The organism is Sulfurimonas sp. (assembly GCF_050296975.1).
Taxonomy (GTDB): domain Bacteria; phylum Campylobacterota; class Campylobacteria; order Campylobacterales; family Sulfurimonadaceae; genus Sulfurimonas.
This window is the reverse complement of sequence record NZ_JBNKRX010000012.1, coordinates 68179-81382: the sequence shown is the minus strand read 5'-3', so window position 1 is coordinate 81382 and position 13204 is coordinate 68179. Positions and strand designations below refer to the sequence as shown.

Sequence of the window (13204 nt, the reverse complement as noted above, 5' to 3'; positions counted from 1 at the left end):
AGAGGTTTTATGGAACAGATGTATGCAATGGGTGTTACTATTCACTCACTAGGTATTATTGCATTAGTTTTAGCATTAATTTGGAATCTTATTGCCTTAAAACGAACACAGTTCTCTCAAAAGTATAAAAGATTACGCTCTATAGTCATACTTCCTCTCAACTCTATGTTAATAGCTGCTGCTATATTTACAGGTACTTTAATGATGGCTACAAAGCACCTTGATTTTACATTAGAAAATATTGTAATGATTGTGATAGCAGTTATACTGGTTGTTAAAGAGGTAAGGCGATCAAAAGCCCTAAAACATGTTGATGATGATAAACCACTAGATTTTATGCTTTATAAACAATTTGCTTCAAAAATCATATACTTTGAACTTCTTATTATTATTGCTATCTCTATTTGGATGTGGTTTGTTGCATGATATTTATCTATGAACAAAGTGCTTCACAAGAGCATTTTACTATTAAAGGGGAGTTACATAAGTACCTCGTAAAAGTTCGTCGTCATAAAGAGGGAGATACTCTTTTTATGAGACGAAAAGAAACCCCCAAAATGCTCTACACTTATAAAATAGTCTCAGTCGATCCTCGAGTTTTAGAGGTTGCACTTGTCTCAGAAGAAGTAAATGAGCAAAAAGCAAAACAGGAACTTCATATTGGCTGGTGTGTGATCGATCCAAAGTCGGTTGAAAAAGTGTTACCAAGTTTAAATGAGATAGGTGTTGCAAAGATCACTTTTATCTATTGTGATCGAAGTCAAAAAAATTTTAAATCAGATTTCAAACGATATGAGAGAATTTTAGAAGCTTCAAATCAACAGTGTGGAAGAACAACTTTTATGGAGTTTGAGACTGCAAAAAACATTAAAGAGTTTGTGCAAAAACATCCAGAGACTAAAGTGTTTGATTTTTGTGAAAATATCTTAGAAGATAAAGCAGAGTTTTCTACAATTCTTATAGGCTGCGAGGGTGGTTTTTCTAATGAAGAAAAGAGCTATCTTGAAAGCTTGGAAGTTTTTCGACTAAATACTCCGCTAGTTCTTCGCTCTGAGAGTGCAGCTTTAGCTGTGGCTTCAAAAATACTATTGTAATTTATAAAGTTTTTTGGTATAATCCCATTTCTAAAAATCTGCCCCCATACGGATTTAAAAATATATCGCACTTCGTACTTCGACGAGGTGCAAAAGGTAAAATAATGAAAAAAGATCTTCACCCAGTTTTAGTTGATTGTACAGTTACTTGTGCATGTGGTAACAGTTTTGTTACAAAATCTCAAAAAGATGAGATGAGAATTGACATCTGTAATGAGTGCCACCCATTTTTCACAGGTTCTGAGCGTAATGTAGATACTGCTGGACGTATCGAGAAATTTAACGCACGTTACGGTAAAAAATAATCAAGATACTCTCTTGCTTACATTAGTCCCAACTCCAATAGGGAATATAGGCGATATATCACTTAGAGCTATCGAAGCTCTAAGCGAAGCCGATACACTTCTTTGCGAAGATACTCGCGTTACTAAAAAACTAATCCACATTTTAAAAGAGCGTTATAACACTGAGTTTAAAACAACTCAAGAGTTTATATCACTACACTCCCACAATGAACAATCTTTTGTTGAAAAATTAGAGCCTTCTATATTTGAGCAAAATGTTGTGTATGTGAGTGATGCTGGAATGCCTGGCATTAGTGATCCTGGACAAGTATTAATAGATTATTGTTTAAAAAACACAATAGAGTACGATGTACTTCCAGGAGCAAATGCAGTTTTAACTGCTTTTGTAGCAAGTGGATTTGTAGAGACGCAAATGCTCTTTGTTGGCTTTTTAGATCACAAAGGGAGTTCACGTGAAGCTGGACTTAATGAAGCACTTCATAATGGTTATACAACTATCCTTTATGAATCACCTCACAGGATAGAAAAACTATTACACGAGATAGAAAAAAGTGAACCAACAAGAGAGATTTTCATAGCAAAAGAACTTACAAAAAAATTTCAGACATATCTACGTGGAACTGCAAGTGAAATTTTGAAAAAACTCTCTGGAAATTTTAAAGGGGAATGGGTTGTAGTTATTCGTGCAGGTGAGAAACAAAACTCTTCTGCAATTACCCCAAAAGATATCCTAGAGTTGGAGATTCCAACTAAGGTACAAGCAAAGCTAATTTCTAAAATTTCGGGAGAAAATACTAAAGCTTGTTATAAAAGGTTAACGGATTTAAAAGAGATTGATTAGTCAGCTTAAAAATTAACAGTAATTAAAAAATTTTTGCTAAAATGTCCCCATGTTAATTTATGCAAAACAACCTATATACTATTTTATTGAGAATCATCCGCACAAAATAAAAACACTTTATTTAGCACGTGAGCTTGATAAAAAAGAGTATTCGCGATTGATGAAGTTTGGTTTTGAGATAAAACGTATACCAAATGAAGCTGCTGTCAAGATGAGTAAGAATGCTAACCATCAAGGTTTTTTGGCAGAGGTTCAAGATTATCAATTGCATGATTTTAAAACTTTTTTAGACAAAGATTTTATAGTTGTTTTAGCAGGACTAACCGATATAGGCAACATAGGCTCTATCATTAGAAGTGCATATGCACTTGGTGTTGATGCAATAGTAGCGTGTGGAGTGAAACAGCTTCCAATTGAACCAATTTTACGAACAAGTACAGGGGCACTTTTTGATATGCCGTTTGCTATTGAGCAAAACATCCATAACGTTTTAAATGACTTGAAAATGTCAGGATTTCAAACATATGGTGCAGATATGGGTGGAGTTGATATTCGTAATGCCAAGATAAGTAAAAAAAGAGTTTTGGTACTTGGGAGTGAAGGTGAAGGACTTAGTAATAGAGTTTCTTCAAAGCTTGATAATGTTGTCAGCATCTCTATGTCACACGGTTTTGATTCACTCAATGTAAGTGTAGCAGGTGCTATTTTAATGGATAGGATGAGATATGAATGAGGGTTTAGAAAAATTAAGAGTCATAGGGACTCAAAAAATTTATGAAAGAACACATATCCCAACAAGACATGTCCAAGCTATTTTACATGAAAGTTATGATGGTTTAAATAAGGTTCAATTTATTGGTTTTGTATCTATTTTAGAGCGTGAATATGGACTTGATTTAAACTCTGTGAAACTTAAAGGGATCAACTATTTTGATGACCATGAGCAAGAGGAAGAAGACGAGAGCATCTTTATCCAAACGAAACCAAAAACAAATAGAAATGGTATTTATATTATTATCTCTGTAGTGATTTTTTTAGTCGTTTTATTTAGTTTTTATGGCGAGTCAAAAAGCTCAGAAAAACCAGTTGTAACAGAGAATGAAATCATTCAAAAAGTAAAAGAAAAAGTTGTTGAAGAGGTTAATGAAACAAACTCCACAGAGGTGGTAGAGACAAACTCTTCAGAGATAAATGCAACTGATATTGTAGAAGAACAACCTTTAGTTCAAGAAGAGGTAGTTGAAAAATCTTTTGTGATCAAAACAAAGAAAAAATTGTGGATAGGTTACATAGAACTTGAAACAAATAAAAAAAGACAGACGATTTTCTCTAAAGAGTTTACTCTCGATCCAAATAAAGACTGGCTTATTACACTAGGACATGGATATGTTGACTTTGAAGTAAGTGGAAAAGAGTATAACTATACAACACAAGAGGGATTGAAGTTTTTATATAAAGATGGTGAGTTGAAAAAGATATCTTTATTAGAGTTCAAAAGACTTAATCGAGGATATGCATGGTAAAAAAAATTCTTTTTATTTTATTGGTTGTTTTTTCTTTACATGCTGAGGAACTGCTTGACACAAATGAAGATATTTTAACGCTAAAAATTCAAAGTTTTGTGTCTGCAGATACATATGAAGAAAACAGAGAATTTATTAATACGATTTTTGATCCAAAAACAGCTTTTTATAAAGATGACCATATCGATTCTGTAAAAGTTATTAAAACACTTCAAGAAAATGGCTTACTCGATCTATTTTTTAAATCTCCACAAGAGATACGTTTGAACTTTAGAACAAATGGTTCACCTATCTTTTTTGTAAAAATCATGAGTGATACCTTAAGCACACTTGGATACTATAAATATGTAACTATAGCTTCGACTAGGGATGCATCAGAATTTGTTTGGAGTATTAATTTAACATCGGAGTACGCAACTGATCCCCTTATACTACAAGAAGAGTTAAAGAAAAAATCGTGTGAGATTGTAGATATTCAGAGAAATGATGAAAAAGAGTGGTCATATCTTATAGATATTTCAAATGCTAAACTCAATGTTACACAATTACAAGATGGCAAAAAGTTTGTTCTAAATCGATCTTTATATGAACATTGGTTAGATGTATCTCAAATAAAAAGAGTGACAATCCGAAGTAGTAAGAGAAATCATTGGTATCCATATATCTCCTATTATGACAGTTCTTTACATCTTTTAAAAGTGATTAAAAAAGAGAATATACACAAAGTTATAGAATTAGAAATACCAAAAAATAGTGCTTATATGAAAATTTCAGACCTTTATACACTCAAAAACATTAAAGATAAGTTGATATTTCACCCTGAGGGCTCAAGATAATTCTAAACATATTTTGCTAAAATATCGTCTATATTTTTAATAGGGCAAAATAAATGTTTGACGAGTTTCATTTTAACAGAGTTGAAAGACTTCCTAAGTATGTGTTTGCTGAGGTAAACGAGATCAAAATGGCAGAGCGCCGTGCTGGAAAAGACGTAATAGACTTTTCTATGGGAAACCCAGACGGTGATACTCCTGAACATATTCGTGAAAAGCTGATCGAGTCGGCCCAAAAAACTAAGACTCACGGCTATTCTACTTCAAAAGGTATTCCAAAATTATTACAAGCGATAGCGGACTGGTATGAGAGACGTTATGATTGTAAGCTTGATCCACAAACTGAATGTGTGGCTACTATGGGATCCAAAGAGGGCTACGCTCACTTAACGTATGCAGTTATGAATCCAGGTGATGTTGCAGTAGTTCCTGATCCAACGTATCCGATACACGAATACTCTTTTATCTTAGCAGGTGGAAATGTTATCAAATTTGGGATTGAATTTGATGAAAAATATCGTCTCAATGAAGATAAATTTTTTGAAAATTTGGAAAAAGTATTTAAAGAGAGCTCACCAAAACCGAAGTTTGTTTTAGTAAACTTTCCACATAACCCAACTACAGCTACAGTAACCCCAGAGTTTTATGAGAGACTTGTAGCGATGGCAAAAGAGAAGCGTTTTTATGTTATCTCAGATATTGCTTACGGTGATATAACTTTTGATGGATACAAAACACCATCGATTATGAGTGTACCAGGTGCTAAAGATGTAGCAGTTGAATCATTTACATTAAGTAAATCGTACAATATGGCTGGATGGCGTGTTGGTTTCTTTGTTGGAAACAAAAAACTGATTGGTGCACTTCAAAAGATTAAGTCTTGGTTAGATTATGGTATGTTTACACCTATTCAAGTTGCAGCTACTATTGCACTCAATGGTGATCAACAATGTGTACAAGATATCACCGACAAGTATAACCATCGTCAAGAGGTGTTGATTGAAGCATTTGAACGTGCTGGATGGCATATAGAGAAAAATGAAGCAAGTATGTTTAGTTGGGCAAAAATCCCTGATTGTGCAGCGCATCTAGGCTCGTTAGAGTTCTCAAAACGTCTGCTTGTTGAAGCAGGTGTAGCAGTAGCTCCGGGGATTGGCTTTGGTGAGTATGGTGAGGGATATGTACGTATTGCTCTAATTGAAAACGATAACCGTATCCGTCAAGCAGCAAGAAACATCAAAGATTTTTTAAAGCAATTTGATGGGTGTAAGGACAATAACTAATATGATAAAAGTAGGGATCATCGGAGTAGGGACAGTAGGCACTAGTGTTGTCAATATATTAAAAGATAATGCGGACGTTATTACTGCTCGTTCAGGTCATGAGATTGTCGTTAAAAGTGGTGTTGTAAAAAATCTTGCAAAAGATAGAGGTTTAGACATCATTTTAACTGACAATGTGGATGATATTTTAAATGACGATGAGATCGATATTGTTGTAGAGCTTATGGGTGGAGTTGAAGAGCCTTATGAAGTTGTACAACGTGCGCTTAAATCTGGTAAAGCAGTTGTAACTGCAAACAAAGCACTTTTAGCGTATCATAGGTATGAACTTCAAGAGATAGCAGGTGATCTTGCATTTGAATATGAAGCAAGTGTAGCAGGTGGAATTCCTATCATTAATGCACTTCGTGATGGTTTATCTGCGAATCATATAGAATCGATTATGGGTATTATGAATGGTACTTGTAACTATATGATGACAAAGATGACAAATGAGGGTGTTGATTATGATGTTATCCTCAAAGAAGCGCAAGATTTAGGTTATGCAGAAGCTGATCCTACATTTGATGTGGGTGGATATGACGCAGCACATAAACTACTCATCCTTGCTTCTATTGCGTATGGGATTGATGCAAAACCAGAAGATATCTTGATCGAAGGTATTGAGAATGTTACACAAGATGATATCTCTTTTGCAAAAGAGTTTGGATACGCAATCAAACTACTTGGTATTGCAAAAAAAACTGGTTCTGAAGTTGAGCTTCGTGTCCATGCGTGTTTAATCAAAACAGATGCAATGATCGCAAAAATTGATGGTGTTATGAATGGTATTTCAGTAGTGGGTGACAAAGTTGGTGAGACACTTTACTATGGACCTGGAGCTGGTGGAGATGCTACAGCTTCTGCGGTTGTGGCAAATATCATAGATATTGCAAGAAGCGGAAAGTCGAAACCTATGCTTGGTTTTGATCGTCCGATGGAAGGCAAAGCACTTACACTAAAATCAAGTGAAAATATAGAATCAAGATATTATCTGCGTATTAATGTAAATGATAAAGCTGGGGTACTTGCAAAAGTAACGAAACTATTTGAAGAGCATAATATCTCTATCAAAACAATGTTACAACGTCAAGCGGAAAATGATTCTGCAAATTTATTATTCTCGACACATACAGCAATTGAAAAAGATGTTCAAGCTATGATACAAGATTTGGCATCACAAGAGTTTGTAAATGCCAAACCTGTAATGATAAGAATAGTCTAATATAGACTTTTAAAATGAAAATTTTAATTACGGGGGCAAGTTCAGGTCTTGGTGCTGAACTGGCTCGTCAGTATGCCTCAAGTGAGAATGAACTTATCCTCTTAGCTCGTAGAGAAGAAAAACTTCAACAACTTCAAAAAGAACTCCAATCACTTTGTAAAGATATAAAATTGATAATTGCAGATGTTACACAGTTTAAAGACTTGCAAGAAAAATTACGAGTAATAGAGAGTTTAGATATGGTTATTTTAAATGCTGGAATCTCTTTAGGGCATTCTTATTCACAAACCCCAACTATTGAAGAGTTTAAAAATTTGTATGATGTGAATGTTTTGGCAAATCATGCTATCTTAGAAGTTTTACTACCTATTTTTACTGCTCAAAAAAGTGGAAAAATAGCCTTTATCTCTTCTTTAGCATCTTTGTTTTCTATGCCAAGCTCAAAAGTATATTCTTCATCCAAAAGAGCTTTAAATGCGTATGCTGAGGGATTACGGTATAAATATACACCATATGGAATAAAAGTGATAAATATTTTACCAGGATTTATAAAAAGTGAACTTACAGATAAAAATGAGTTTAAGATGCCGTTTTTACTTGAGACCAAAGAGGGTGTCAGGCTGATAAAAAGTGCGATAGAAAAAGAGAAAGCTTTTTACCCCTTTCCTCGCAGATTTTATCTTTTTATACGATTACTAAGTCTACTTCCAAACTTTTTTGTACAAAAGGTGGTAAACAGATTTAGCGATCGATAGGGACATAAGCATAACCCTCATTCTGTTTTTCAATCAATCCTATAGTAGAGTTTGGAACTATTTCAACAAAATCATAAAGATCTTGAGAATCAAGTTTATGTTTCGCACGACCAACATCACACATATAGATGGCAACTTCATAAGTATCTGCTAAAGTGTTAAGTCGTTTCATGTATTCATCATGTTTTTCAAGTAGAACTTTATCAACTTTATATTCTGTGTTTTGTAAATTTTTTACAAAGAATTTATAAGCATTTCCATGAATTACTACAGCTACTTTTAGCTCTTGAAGTTTTCCTTCATAGTATACTTTTTGACGCACTATACCAGAGAGAACTTTTTTTTCAAATACTGCTGGATCGCCAGTTGTTAGATCAAATACAACTTTTTTTACACTCTCTCCAGCGATAAGAGATGTAAATAATGTAAGTAGTAAAAAAAGTTTTTTCATACAAGAGCCTTTATTCTGTAATGTTTTTTAAGATTTGCTCAAAATCACTCTGTGCTTTCATAAGCTCTTTATGAGCTGCATCGTCAGTGACATGGGCACTGCTTAACCAGTTGTATACAGCTGGAAATCCCATAACAATTTTATCTGAACCTTTTTCTTTGTAAAGAACTGTTGTACAAGGAGCAAATGCAGCTGCTTCTGGACGTGTTTTTGCTACTGTATATATTACAGGAAGTTTGCAAATAGAGTAAGACTCATAAAAATCAAATGGACTCTCAGCATTTTCATCTAATACACCCATCTCATAATCAAGTGTAGCAGGAAGCACAAAACCTTTTGGAGCGAAGTTACTCTCTAAGCTCATTTTGATCTCCTCTTTAGCATCATCATAATCATCTGCATCATCAAGTTCATACTCATACAACGTTACAAGATCACGACTCTCTTTTAAAGAATCTTCACTTAAAGTTTGTTGAGCATTTGGAAGTGCTTCTTTGATACTTTTTATCGCTTTTTTTTCTAGCTCTTTGAGTAAGTCATTGTTCTCGATACCGATGATTTTTGCCTGGGCATCAGATGTTAAAATACTTACATGTAAATTTTCATCATCATTGCCTTGATAAATCCCTACACCCATAGGGATGAACACACCAGCTTTTGAAGAAACTCTTAAAAGTTTATCTGCTAGTTTTGGCTCGTATACAGTCATAAGATTAAAAACTTTGTAGTCACTCTTTTGAAACTGAATTTTAAAAGGTTTTGTCATATCATTATTAAGCGTTACGCTAAAACCATTTTTTGCAAAACTATCTTCAATTTGCTTAGGAGTGATAGTTCCATCTTTATTTGCTACACTAAAGAGGTGTAGATCGCCCTGTGCTAAAAGTGTCATACATATGCTCAGCAGTAAGAGAATTATTTTTTTCATTGTTTATCCTTGTCATATTTTAAGAGCAAGTGTAACAAGTGAGTGTAAAATTTATGTAAAACTATAAACTCTTATTTTTATTTCTAAACTTTTAATTTTTTGAACACTTTATGGAACATGAAAAGCTCACTTGAGTACTTTACGTTCCAAAAGTAAGAAGTTTTAGAACATCCCTATATCCTACTCAGTGTAGCCAAATCATTTAATTGTGAACCAATATGTTGGATTAAAGGAGCGGAAGAAAAAAAAGATCTTAAAATTTATGCAATAATACGACATAAAATAAAGCAAAATATATAGATACTAGGTGATTCAATGATTTTTTATAAATATGTTCCTGTTAATAGAATAAATATATTAAGTAATCATCATATCCGATTTACACCTATGAATGAACTCAATGATCCATTCGAGTTTCATTTCAAAGTAACTGCACCGTCAGAGGTGGTAATTGATTTTATGCTTGAAAAACATGAAAATATGCTTCGTGCTAGTATAATAAATCATTCTCCCGATTTGTTAAAGGATATTGTTAACAATATGGCAACAAGTGAATTAAGAACTCTTATGATTGCACACTATGATGATTCTATATTTCAGAAATTCGCAGCTTGGGAAGAAATAGTTACTAACATAAAAAATGATATTAGTACTAAAATTGGTGTTTTGTCATTAACGAAGAATCCATCAAATTTATTAATGTGGAGTCATTATACTGACGAGCATCGTGGTATGGTAATCGGTTTTGAGATAGACGATATGTTTATTCAGAATAATGTGTCAGATTGTTTTCCAGTACAATATCAAGAAGAAATTAAATCTATCCATGTAACAAATTTTAAAGATGTTCAACAGTCTGAACCAGATATGAATAAACAGGCCATGAGTGTTGCTCTAACGAAAAGTCAACATTGGGCTTATGAAGAAGAATGGAGAATGTTTACAACCTTTGAACAGACCAACAATAATGATACTTTAGGTTTAATGAAATTTAATCCAGAGAGTATACGTGAGATCATCTTCGGCATGAATTCGAGTGAGGGTTTTCAGAACGAAGTACAAGAAATCCTTGAACAAAACATTCCCAATCATCAATGTCAAATTAAAAAGGCTCGGTCTCACTACAATAACTATAAAATTATTATAGAATGAAAAAGCACGTAATTTTAAATTTGAGTCAGAAGATTGACGTACTTTTCAAAAATAGTTCTTTTTGGAGCAGAGTGTCGAATCTATAATAAGTTGATACACTCACACTTAATAATCTCTGGTGCATTTTTAGCGTCATCCATATAGTTCTCAAAAGGAGCTACAATCTCTATCTCTTCTTCAAAAGTTTTTTGATCCAAATGTTCCAAAGAGTTTTTTAGTTCTGATAAATCTTGCTTATTGATTAAACCAGTTTCGAGCATCTTTATTAAAATATTCTCTTTTTGTTTTATAGCTATCGCAATATCGATAATATCTCTTGTAAGATTATCATGACGTCTGTAAACAATTTTTTTGACAATAATGCTTTGGACTAAGATAGTTTAATATTTGCACATCAGTTACAAACAGATCAATATCAAAACTAAGCCTATGTTGAAAATAGTATATAGCTAGTGCTGTTCCTCCACCAAAACGAATTGTCGAGTAATCTTGGTTTGGTAAAAAACTGTAAGCATCCTCTATAAAACAATTAAGTGCATATATCTGCTCAGAATAATGTTCTTGTATAAACTCTATATTTTTCATAGTGATGCCAACACAGTTTCAACTCTTTTTGGAGATATTCTATAGTAGTTCGTAAAGTCTTCTAACTCTTTTTCAAGTGCCTCATTTTTTATAGTTTTAAGTGCATATTTATCATACACATTTAATGGTTCTTTTTTGTAAAACAGATTCTTTAATCCAGTAAGTGTAAAGTGCTTCTGCTTATTTCCAATAGAGCAGTTCACAGTTGATAAAAGCATTACTGGCTTTGATTTAGATTTTGGTTCCTTTGACAATATCTCTTTAACATCATCCATACTCATATTTTTTAATAACTTTGCAAGAGTATGTTTTTTGTTACCTTCTTTACTCCAGTCTGACAAAGTTGATGGAGCAATACCAAATAGTTCAGATATATCTTTAGTTTTCATAACTACTCCCCCTTTTTTTGTAATTATGCGATATTCGGATAAAATTAGCAAATGCAAGGTTTTGGAACAAACTATATATGAAAGAGTTTCAAGGTGTATTGATGTAATTTAAAACGGATTATGGAACGATATATATCCAGCCCTCTTTAACACGCTCAGTTATCTCCACGATACCAGCAGTTACTACCTCTACATCATCAATAAGCTCTTCTTTTTTGATATGTTTTGTATGCATTGTATTTTCACAAGCTACAAACTCTACACCATATTGTTGTAGTGCATCTATGCGTACTGCAATATCGTCATTTTTTTTAAGTAGAGCTTCAATACCATGATAATAAGCAACGATTTTCATATTTACTTTTTCAGGTCCATAGTATTTTAAAACATTGTTTGCCGAACTAAGAACATGGTTGATCACTTCATGATCGGCACTATTAATTGAAAAAACAATCTTTCGAGGCTCAAACATAGATGGTTTTGGTTCTGCATAGACTGTGTCTGCAAAACTCATAAGGTTAAATAAAATAACTAATATTAAAGCTCGTATCATTTGATGTTCCTTGTGAGGTCTTTAAAATCTTGAATATTCCAAGAACCTGGGATTTTTTTTATAATTTTACCTTGCGTATCCAAAAAGAAAAAGGTTGGGGTAAAGCTTACTTCTTGATCTATTGGCATAGAGTTAAAATCAAGGTTTATTTTTACAGGGATAAAACGCTCCTCCAACCATGTAGCCATCGCTTCATTTTCAAACACATTGTCATTCATATCATTACAATAGTGGCACAAAGTTCGTACAACGTCAATCATGATGGGCTTTTTTGTTTGTTTTTGAATTTGAAGTGCATCCTCATAACTTACCCATTCGAGTGCATAAATAGAGTGAGTCAAACAGATAGACAAGAGCACTGCTTTTGTTATTGTTCCCATTCTAAAGTCCTATAAGCTGTTTCAACATTTTGTCTATGAAGTACATCATACATAGCGATATTTTTAAACTTATCCATTGTGATAGAGTTGATGGCATCTTCTATATCTAAACCCTCATCAAGAGCATTTCTAAGTTCGTCTCTTAACTCTACTAAGTAAGCCAAAGTAATATCTATGGAGTGTTGATTGACCATAGAACCATGACCACCTATGATAAAAGTGTATTTTCCACTTTTTGCTTTTTCAAGCTCTTCAATCCAACGATTTATATTGCCATCACGTAAGGATGGAATGCGATCATTAAATACTAAGTCGCCCATAAATAAAGTCGACTTGGATGGGATGTAAACTAAAAGATCACTGCTTGAGTGAGCTTTATCGTGTACACGAGAGAAATTTATCTCTTGGTCATTGATAGAAATTGTTTTTTTATCCTCTATAAAGATATTTGGAAACTCTTGTGTAGTATGCTCATATGCTTGTTTTGTAACATTTTTTTGCATACGTGTTTGTTCAACTTTGACCTCATTTTTAAACTTTACAGAGCCAATAATATCAATTCCTAGTTGTTTATAGTAACTATTTCCCAGCCAATGGTCATCATGTGCATGAGTATTTACAACATACGCAATTGGTTGATTTTTGATAGTTTTCATAAGAGAGTATGCTTCTTTTGCATAGTTGTATGTTGGACCGCTATCAATGACTAAATAGCTATCCCCCATATCAACGAAACATGAGTTTACCATGTTACCGTTGTTGTGTGTATTGATTGCCTGTGGCTCGCCAAAAAAGCAGTGAATTGAATCACTTACTTTTGTGACTTGAAGTTTGTATTCGAAAGCAAGGAGAGATGTGAATAATATAC

19 protein-coding genes are annotated in these 13204 nt (G+C 33.4%); 11 read left to right on the top strand and 8 right to left on the bottom strand.

Features of this window, described 5'->3' with window-relative positions:
- The first annotated feature begins 9 nt into the window (after window positions 1-9).
- From ACQY56_RS03895 to ACQY56_RS03850, 10 genes are all read left to right on the top strand, one after another.
- Complete coding sequence (locus ACQY56_RS03895; RefSeq protein ID WP_428738827.1) at window positions 10-426, top strand: hypothetical protein; 417 nt, start codon at window positions 10-12, stop codon at window positions 424-426.
- The gene (locus ACQY56_RS03890) at window positions 423-1094 is read left to right on the top strand and encodes a 16S rRNA (uracil(1498)-N(3))-methyltransferase (RefSeq protein ID WP_428738828.1); all 672 of its coding nucleotides are present in this window, start codon (window positions 423-425) and stop codon (window positions 1092-1094) included. Before ACQY56_RS03895 ends, ACQY56_RS03890 begins: the two co-directional genes overlap by 4 nt.
- A 104-nt stretch (window positions 1095-1198) precedes the next feature.
- Window positions 1199-1399: a 50S ribosomal protein L31 gene (gene rpmE, locus ACQY56_RS03885; RefSeq protein WP_428738829.1), complete on the top strand. Its 201-nt coding sequence runs from the start codon at window positions 1199-1201 to the stop codon at window positions 1397-1399.
- Window positions 1400-1412: 13 nt separating this feature from the next.
- The gene (gene rsmI, locus ACQY56_RS03880; RefSeq protein WP_428738830.1) at window positions 1413-2240 is read left to right on the top strand and encodes a 16S rRNA (cytidine(1402)-2'-O)-methyltransferase; all 828 of its coding nucleotides are present in this window, start codon (window positions 1413-1415) and stop codon (window positions 2238-2240) included.
- Window positions 2241-2289: 49 nt separating this feature from the next.
- Entirely contained in the window at window positions 2290-2973 is a 684-nt protein-coding gene (gene rlmB, locus ACQY56_RS03875; protein WP_428738831.1) for a 23S rRNA (guanosine(2251)-2'-O)-methyltransferase RlmB, read from the top strand.
- Entirely contained in the window at window positions 2966-3763 is a 798-nt protein-coding gene (locus tag ACQY56_RS03870; RefSeq protein ID WP_428738832.1) for a hypothetical protein, read from the top strand. The genes rlmB and ACQY56_RS03870 overlap by 8 nt, the downstream gene beginning before the upstream one ends.
- On the top strand, window positions 3757-4599 hold the full coding sequence (locus tag ACQY56_RS03865; RefSeq protein WP_428738833.1) for a hypothetical protein: 843 nt from the start codon (window positions 3757-3759) through the stop codon (window positions 4597-4599). The genes ACQY56_RS03870 and ACQY56_RS03865 overlap by 7 nt, the downstream gene beginning before the upstream one ends.
- Before the next feature lie 53 nt (window positions 4600-4652).
- On the top strand, window positions 4653-5879 hold the full coding sequence (locus tag ACQY56_RS03860; RefSeq protein ID WP_428738834.1) for an LL-diaminopimelate aminotransferase: 1227 nt from the start codon (window positions 4653-4655) through the stop codon (window positions 5877-5879).
- A gap of 1 nt (window position 5880) precedes the next feature.
- Window positions 5881-7143 carry a homoserine dehydrogenase gene (locus ACQY56_RS03855; protein ID WP_428738835.1) on the top strand — a complete coding sequence of 421 codons (1263 nt, stop codon included), beginning with the start codon at window positions 5881-5883 and terminating at the stop codon, window positions 7141-7143.
- Between the two features lie 14 nt (window positions 7144-7157).
- Window positions 7158-7898, top strand: a complete 741-nt coding sequence (locus ACQY56_RS03850; protein WP_428738836.1) for an SDR family NAD(P)-dependent oxidoreductase — start codon at window positions 7158-7160, stop codon at window positions 7896-7898.
- Here the strand turns inward: ACQY56_RS03850 and ACQY56_RS03845 are convergent.
- Together ACQY56_RS03845 and ACQY56_RS03840 are read right to left on the bottom strand one after the other, a co-directional pair.
- Entirely contained in the window at window positions 7885-8349 is a 465-nt protein-coding gene (locus tag ACQY56_RS03845; RefSeq protein ID WP_428738837.1) for a DsrE family protein, read from the bottom strand. The genes ACQY56_RS03850 and ACQY56_RS03845 overlap by 14 nt on opposite strands.
- Window positions 8350-8359: 10 nt before the next feature.
- A complete protein-coding gene (locus ACQY56_RS03840) occupies window positions 8360-9277 on the bottom strand; it encodes a DUF302 domain-containing protein (protein WP_428738838.1) in 918 nt (305 codons plus the stop codon).
- Window positions 9278-9592: 315 nt separating this feature from the next.
- On the opposite strand from ACQY56_RS03840, the gene ACQY56_RS03835 reads away from it, so the two are divergent.
- Window positions 9593-10429, top strand: a complete 837-nt coding sequence (locus tag ACQY56_RS03835; protein ID WP_428738839.1) for a DUF2971 domain-containing protein — start codon at window positions 9593-9595, stop codon at window positions 10427-10429.
- An 80-nt stretch (window positions 10430-10509) separates the two neighbouring features.
- Here ACQY56_RS03835 and ACQY56_RS03830 read toward each other — a convergent pair whose 3' ends face one another.
- The 6 genes from ACQY56_RS03830 to ACQY56_RS03805 all read right to left on the bottom strand — a co-directional run bounded on the left by ACQY56_RS03830 (window position 10510) and on the right by ACQY56_RS03805 (window position 13085).
- Entirely contained in the window at window positions 10510-10689 is a 180-nt protein-coding gene (locus ACQY56_RS03830; protein ID WP_428738840.1) for a hypothetical protein, read from the bottom strand.
- 67 nt (window positions 10690-10756) lie between these two features.
- The gene (locus tag ACQY56_RS03825; RefSeq protein WP_428738841.1) at window positions 10757-11014 is read right to left on the bottom strand and encodes a nucleotidyl transferase AbiEii/AbiGii toxin family protein; all 258 of its coding nucleotides are present in this window, start codon (window positions 11012-11014) and stop codon (window positions 10757-10759) included.
- On the bottom strand, window positions 11011-11403 hold the full coding sequence (locus ACQY56_RS03820; RefSeq protein ID WP_428738842.1) for a hypothetical protein: 393 nt from the start codon (window positions 11401-11403) through the stop codon (window positions 11011-11013). The genes ACQY56_RS03825 and ACQY56_RS03820 overlap by 4 nt, the downstream gene beginning before the upstream one ends.
- Before the next feature lie 118 nt (window positions 11404-11521).
- On the bottom strand, window positions 11522-11956 hold the full coding sequence (locus ACQY56_RS03815; RefSeq protein ID WP_428738843.1) for a DsrE family protein: 435 nt from the start codon (window positions 11954-11956) through the stop codon (window positions 11522-11524).
- On the bottom strand, window positions 11953-12336 hold the full coding sequence (locus ACQY56_RS03810) for a thioredoxin family protein (protein ID WP_428738844.1): 384 nt from the start codon (window positions 12334-12336) through the stop codon (window positions 11953-11955). The genes ACQY56_RS03815 and ACQY56_RS03810 overlap by 4 nt, the downstream gene beginning before the upstream one ends.
- A complete protein-coding gene (locus ACQY56_RS03805) occupies window positions 12324-13085 on the bottom strand; it encodes an MBL fold metallo-hydrolase (protein ID WP_428738845.1) in 762 nt (253 codons plus the stop codon). Before ACQY56_RS03805 ends, ACQY56_RS03810 begins: the two co-directional genes overlap by 13 nt.
- Window positions 13086-13204 lie beyond the last annotated feature (119 nt).

What these genes read in the sequence shown, in the direction of transcription:
- ACQY56_RS03895 (WP_428738827.1), top strand. Translation starts at nt 10, where the DNA reads ATGGAACAGATGTATGCAATGGGTGTTACTATTCACTCACTAGGTATT.
- ACQY56_RS03890 (WP_428738828.1), top strand. Translation starts at nt 423, where the DNA reads ATGATATTTATCTATGAACAAAGTGCTTCACAAGAGCATTTTACTATT.
- rpmE (WP_428738829.1), top strand. Translation starts at nt 1,199, where the DNA reads ATGAAAAAAGATCTTCACCCAGTTTTAGTTGATTGTACAGTTACTTGT.
- rlmB (WP_428738831.1), top strand. Translation starts at nt 2,290, where the DNA reads ATGTTAATTTATGCAAAACAACCTATATACTATTTTATTGAGAATCAT.
- ACQY56_RS03870 (WP_428738832.1), top strand. Translation starts at nt 2,966, where the DNA reads ATGAATGAGGGTTTAGAAAAATTAAGAGTCATAGGGACTCAAAAAATT.
- ACQY56_RS03865 (WP_428738833.1), top strand. Translation starts at nt 3,757, where the DNA reads ATGGTAAAAAAAATTCTTTTTATTTTATTGGTTGTTTTTTCTTTACAT.
- ACQY56_RS03860 (WP_428738834.1), top strand. Translation starts at nt 4,653, where the DNA reads ATGTTTGACGAGTTTCATTTTAACAGAGTTGAAAGACTTCCTAAGTAT.
- ACQY56_RS03855 (WP_428738835.1), top strand. Translation starts at nt 5,881, where the DNA reads ATGATAAAAGTAGGGATCATCGGAGTAGGGACAGTAGGCACTAGTGTT.
- ACQY56_RS03850 (WP_428738836.1), top strand. Translation starts at nt 7,158, where the DNA reads ATGAAAATTTTAATTACGGGGGCAAGTTCAGGTCTTGGTGCTGAACTG.
- ACQY56_RS03845 (WP_428738837.1), bottom strand. Translation starts at nt 8,349, where the DNA reads ATGAAAAAACTTTTTTTACTACTTACATTATTTACATCTCTTATCGCT.
- ACQY56_RS03840 (WP_428738838.1), bottom strand. Translation starts at nt 9,277, where the DNA reads ATGAAAAAAATAATTCTCTTACTGCTGAGCATATGTATGACACTTTTA.
- ACQY56_RS03835 (WP_428738839.1), top strand. Translation starts at nt 9,593, where the DNA reads ATGATTTTTTATAAATATGTTCCTGTTAATAGAATAAATATATTAAGT.
- ACQY56_RS03830 (WP_428738840.1), bottom strand. Translation starts at nt 10,689, where the DNA reads ATGCTCGAAACTGGTTTAATCAATAAGCAAGATTTATCAGAACTAAAA.
- ACQY56_RS03825 (WP_428738841.1), bottom strand. Translation starts at nt 11,014, where the DNA reads ATGAAAAATATAGAGTTTATACAAGAACATTATTCTGAGCAGATATAT.
- ACQY56_RS03820 (WP_428738842.1), bottom strand. Translation starts at nt 11,403, where the DNA reads ATGAAAACTAAAGATATATCTGAACTATTTGGTATTGCTCCATCAACT.
- ACQY56_RS03815 (WP_428738843.1), bottom strand. Translation starts at nt 11,956, where the DNA reads ATGATACGAGCTTTAATATTAGTTATTTTATTTAACCTTATGAGTTTT.
- ACQY56_RS03810 (WP_428738844.1), bottom strand. Translation starts at nt 12,336, where the DNA reads ATGGGAACAATAACAAAAGCAGTGCTCTTGTCTATCTGTTTGACTCAC.
- ACQY56_RS03805 (WP_428738845.1), bottom strand. Translation starts at nt 13,085, where the DNA reads ATGGTAAACTCATGTTTCGTTGATATGGGGGATAGCTATTTAGTCATT.